Below are 4,070 nucleotides of genomic sequence, written 5' to 3'. Positions count from 1 at the left end.
GTCTTCCAGCCGTTCTTCTTCCAGCCGTGGATCCACTTGGAAATGCCGTCCATGACATATTTGCTGTCGGTGTGAAGGTCGACCGTGCAGGGTTCCTTCAACGCATTCAGCGCCGAGATGGCGGCGAGAAGCTCCATGCGGTTGTTGGTGGTCTCCGCCTCGCCGCCGGAAAGCTCCCTGGTGGTGCCGTTGAAGCGCAGGATCGCGCCCCAGCCGCCAGGGCCGGGATTGCCCGAACAGGCGCCGTCGGTGAAGATCTCAACGTGTTTGCTCATGATACCCCATATCAGGCCAATCCATATTCCGAAGGAGACCTGATCGCCCGATGGAATCGCATCCTGCGGATATATTCGGTCGGATCGCGTTTCATCACCAGCCCGCCATTGGGAACGGTCAACCAGTCGTAGAGCCGGGTCAGCATGAAGCGTAGCGCCGAGCCGCGCGCCAGCATCGGCAGCGCCGCCTTTTCCTGGTCGCTCAGGGGACGCACGCTCTGATAGCCGGCCAGCAATGCCTTGCCCTTGGTCAGGTTGAAGGAAAAATCCTTCTCGAAGCACCAGGCGTTGAGGCAGGTGGCGACATCGTAGGCGTAGAGGTCGTCGCAGGCGAAATAGAAGTCGATCAGGCCGGAAAGCTTCTCGCCGAGAAAGAAGACATTGTCCGGGAAAAGATCGGCATGGATGATGCCTTGGGGAAGGTCCGTCGGCCAGTTCCGCTCGAAGTCGGCGAAGTCGGCATCGACCTCGGCAGCCAGACCCGGCTCAACCTCGTCGGCGCGGTCACGGGCGGCATTCCAAAGCTTGCGCCAGCCGTCGATGGCGAGCGCGTTCTGACGCGTCATCGAAAAGTCGGCTCCGGCCAGATGCAAGGCGGCCAGGGCCTTGCCGACCTCGCCGCAGTGCGTCGATGTCGGCCGCCGCAGCGAAAGCCCTTCGAGGAACGTGATGATGACCGCCGGCCGGCCGGCGAGCGTGCCGATGACGCTGCCGTCATGCGCGGTCACCGGCAGCGGGCAGGAAACGCCTTTTTTGGCGAGATGGCCCATCAACCCGAGGAAAAACGGCAGATCCGCCTTCTCGACGCGCTTTTCATAGAGCGTCAGGATGTACGAGCCGCTGGAGGTGTGCAGCAGGAAGTTCGAGTTCTCGGTGCCTTCGGCGATGCCCTTGTAAGACAGGAGATCGCCGACCGGATATTGCTTCAGGAATGCGCCGAGTTCGCCTTCGGCAACGTCGGTATAGACCGCCATGTGCCTTACGCGGCTCCATTGACGAAAGCCATGTCGGCTCGCGTCAGTTCGACATCGCGCAGTACCCGCATGACCGGAAAATCCTCCGTTTCCGTGGCCGTGACGGCCAGGTCGATCGTGACGTCGAAGCGCTGGCGGAACGCGTCGATGATCTCGTCGACGATGATCTCCGGCGCCGACGCTCCAGCCGACAGGCCAAGCGTCGAGATGCCGGCGATGTCATTCCACGGAATCTCGGCGGCGCGCTGCACGAGAAGCGACATCGAGGCGCCGGCACGCTCCGCCACTTCGACTAGGCGTCGCGAATTGGAGGAATTGGGTGCGCCGACGATCAGGTAAAGATCAGCGCCGGCCGCGGTCTCCTTGACCGCCTCCTGGCGGTTGGTGGTGGCATAGCAGATCGATTCCGCCGCCGGGGCATGCAATTGCGGAAAACGATCCTGCAAGGCGCGGATGATGCCGGCGGTGTCTTCGACCGACAGCGTGGTCTGGGTAACGAAGCCAAGCGCCTGCGGATCGGCAGGCGAAAGCTTCGCGGCATCGGCCTCGGTCTCGATCAGCGTCACCGCGCCGTCCGGCAGCTGGCCCATGGTGCCGATCACCTCCGGGTGTCCGGCATGACCGATCAGCAGCACATGGCGGCCAAGCCGCTGGTGGCGCATCGCCTGCTTGTGGACCTTCGAGACCAGCGGGCACGTGGCGTCGAGATAGAAGAGGTTGCGGGCCTGCGCGTCAGCCGGCACCGATTTCGGCACGCCGTGGGCCGAGAACACGACCGGCGACTGCCGATGTTCGGCGGGAATCTCGGAGAGTTCTTCGATGAAGACAGCGCCAAGGCTTTGCAGTCCCTCGACGACGTAACGATTGTGCACAATCTCATGACGGACATAGACCGGCGCGCCATATTTCTTCAGCGCCAGGACGACGATCTGGATGGCGCGGTCGACGCCGGCGCAAAAGCCGCGCGGCTGGCAGAGCCGGATCGTCAGGGGGGGCTTGGTGGTTGTCTGAAGCATTAAATCCTGGCCGGTTGATCAAAGCCGAAATGAGGTGCCTACCCCTGCCCTGTCAAGTGCAAGGGGGCGGCGGTCGCCTTCATTCCTCTTTCAAGGGGCGGCGAAGCCGCAGGATGAGCACGGCGGCGAGTGCGGCGGCGAGGCCATACCAGGTCATCGCATATTGCAGATGGCTGTTCGGCAGGTCGATGATGGTGACGCCGCCGACCGGCAAGCCGCCCGGATTCGGCGTCTTGTCGGCGTCGATGAAGATCGGCACCAGCGTGGCGCCCGCCGGCAGCCCGGCGCTCGCCGCCATCGCGTCGCGGTCCTTCCAGTAGAAGATGTTCTTCGCCACGTCGTTGTCGGGAAGCATCATCGACGGCTTTGCCGGCAGCGGATTGCGGGCGAGGCCGGTGACCGTCACCTTGCCCGTCACCTGCCCCTTGGCGCGCTTGCCGGCATCCTTGAGATCGTAGGGTACAAAGCCGCGATTGATCAGCACGAAGCGGCCATCGTCGAGGGCCAGCGGCGTGTAGACATTGAAGCCGGCGTCGCCTTCCCAGGTGGCATAGAAATGCCGTTCGCCGGAATGCAGGAAGGTGCCGCTGACGGTCACCGGCGTATAGTCGACGTCCCCGGTCGAGGCGAATTCCCTTTCGACCTCGGCGAGCGGCTGCGGCGCCGAGTGCGTACGCTGATCGATGGTCTGCAGCAGACCTTCCTTCCAGTGCAGACGCTGGACCTGCCAGGTGCCGAGCGCCAGCAGGATCAAAAACAGCACCAGGCCAAGGCCAAGCAGCAACGCCGTCCTTGGCCGCGAGCGGCCGCCAACTCTAACGGATGCCTCGCTCATTCGCCGCGATCCAGCCGGCCCTCGGCCGCCTTGTTGCGGTATTGCAGTGTGAGCAGCACGCCCTTGATCAGCCGAAGCGCCGTCAGGCACAGCGCAACAGCCAGCGGAATCCAGAGCAGCAGATGCAGCCAGAGCGGCGGGCTGAGCGTCACTTCGACCCAGAGCGCCAGGCCGACGATGATGAAACCGATGATCAGGATGACGAAGACCGCCGGTCCGTCGCCGGCATCGGCGTAGGAATAGTCGAGGCCGCAATTGGTGCAGCGCTTGCCAACGGTGAGGAAGCCGGAAAACAGCTGCCCCTCGCCGCAGCGGGGGCAGCGGCCGTGCAAGCCGGCCGAGATTGGATCGATGGGCGGCCAGATCGCCTTGTCGTCGCTCATTGCTTACCGCTCGATCTCGATCGGCGTCCCATCGGCCACCATTGCCCAGATTTCGTCCATGTCGGAGTCCGTAACCGCAATGCAGCCGTCGGTCCAGTCGACCAATTGAAGCAGCCAGCCCCACCAGCCGAAACCGTTTGGCTGGCCGTGGATCATGATCATGCCTCCCGCATCGACATGGCGTACCTTCGCGGCGGCCAGATCGTCGGCATTGGGATAGGAGATATGGATCGACTTGTGGGCGATGCTGTTCGGGTTGCGCCAGTCGAGGACATAGCGCCCTTCCGGTGTGCGTTGATCGCCCTCCTGGTGCTTGTGCCCAAGCGGATCGCCGCCGAGCGCGATGCTGTAGCTTCGCAGGACCTTGCCGCCGCCAATCAACTCCAATCGCCGGTCCGACTTGTCGACACGCACCAGATCGACTTTCTCGCCAGCAAGGGCCGGCGCTGTGGCAATCATGCACGCGTAAATGGCACAGAGACGAGTTAGCCGCATCGGCCATCGATCGGCGATCTTTGCGCCGAAATGAAGAAGGCGGCCACGTCGCCGCGACCGCCTTCTCTAAATCCCTGGAGCCTGTTCCATCC

At 63.4% G+C, this 4,070-nt stretch carries 6 protein-coding genes; all 6 read right to left on the bottom strand.

The annotated features are described in order from the left end of the window. Positions 1 to 275: ribonuclease HI (gene rnhA, locus ACXJ7R_RS26540; protein WP_457154417.1), on the bottom strand; the 275-nt coding region annotated here is incomplete at its 3' end. Positions 276 to 286: 11 nt separating this feature from the next. Continuing rightward, positions 287 to 1,249: a homoserine kinase gene (locus ACXJ7R_RS26535; RefSeq protein ID WP_457154416.1), complete on the bottom strand. Its 963-nt coding sequence runs from the start codon at positions 1,247 to 1,249 to the stop codon at positions 287 to 289. Between the two features lie 5 nt (positions 1,250 to 1,254). Then, positions 1,255 to 2,265: a 4-hydroxy-3-methylbut-2-enyl diphosphate reductase gene (ispH, locus tag ACXJ7R_RS26530; RefSeq protein ID WP_457154415.1), complete on the bottom strand. Its 1,011-nt coding sequence runs from the start codon at positions 2,263 to 2,265 to the stop codon at positions 1,255 to 1,257. A gap of 79 nt (positions 2,266 to 2,344) precedes the next feature. Continuing rightward, the gene (locus ACXJ7R_RS26525) at positions 2,345 to 3,100 is read right to left on the bottom strand and encodes an SURF1 family protein (RefSeq protein ID WP_457154414.1); all 756 of its coding nucleotides are present in this window, start codon (positions 3,098 to 3,100) and stop codon (positions 2,345 to 2,347) included. After that, positions 3,097 to 3,483 carry a DUF983 domain-containing protein gene (locus ACXJ7R_RS26520; RefSeq protein ID WP_095091936.1) on the bottom strand — a complete coding sequence of 129 codons (387 nt, stop codon included), beginning with the start codon at positions 3,481 to 3,483 and terminating at the stop codon, positions 3,097 to 3,099. Before ACXJ7R_RS26520 ends, ACXJ7R_RS26525 begins: the two co-directional genes overlap by 4 nt. A gap of 3 nt (positions 3,484 to 3,486) precedes the next feature. Beyond that, a complete protein-coding gene (locus ACXJ7R_RS26515) occupies positions 3,487 to 3,978 on the bottom strand; it encodes a L,D-transpeptidase family protein (RefSeq protein WP_457154413.1) in 492 nt (163 codons plus the stop codon). Positions 3,979 to 4,070 lie beyond the last annotated feature (92 nt).

The sequence above is a fragment of the Mesorhizobium sp. P5_C1 genome (assembly GCF_054049815.1).
Note: the sequence above shows the minus strand (reverse complement) of the source record. Positions and strands in the feature narration are given on the sequence as shown.

Excerpts from the sequence above, each read along its gene's own strand:
- ACXJ7R_RS26535 (WP_457154416.1), bottom strand. The coding sequence starts at position 1,249 with ATGGCGGTCTATACCGACGTTGCCGAAGGCGAACTCGGCGCATTCCTG.
- ispH (WP_457154415.1), bottom strand. The coding sequence starts at position 2,265 with ATGCTTCAGACAACCACCAAGCCCCCCCTGACGATCCGGCTCTGCCAG.
- ACXJ7R_RS26525 (WP_457154414.1), bottom strand. The coding sequence starts at position 3,100 with ATGAGCGAGGCATCCGTTAGAGTTGGCGGCCGCTCGCGGCCAAGGACG.
- ACXJ7R_RS26520 (WP_095091936.1), bottom strand. The coding sequence starts at position 3,483 with ATGAGCGACGACAAGGCGATCTGGCCGCCCATCGATCCAATCTCGGCC.
- ACXJ7R_RS26515 (WP_457154413.1), bottom strand. The coding sequence starts at position 3,978 with ATGCGGCTAACTCGTCTCTGTGCCATTTACGCGTGCATGATTGCCACA.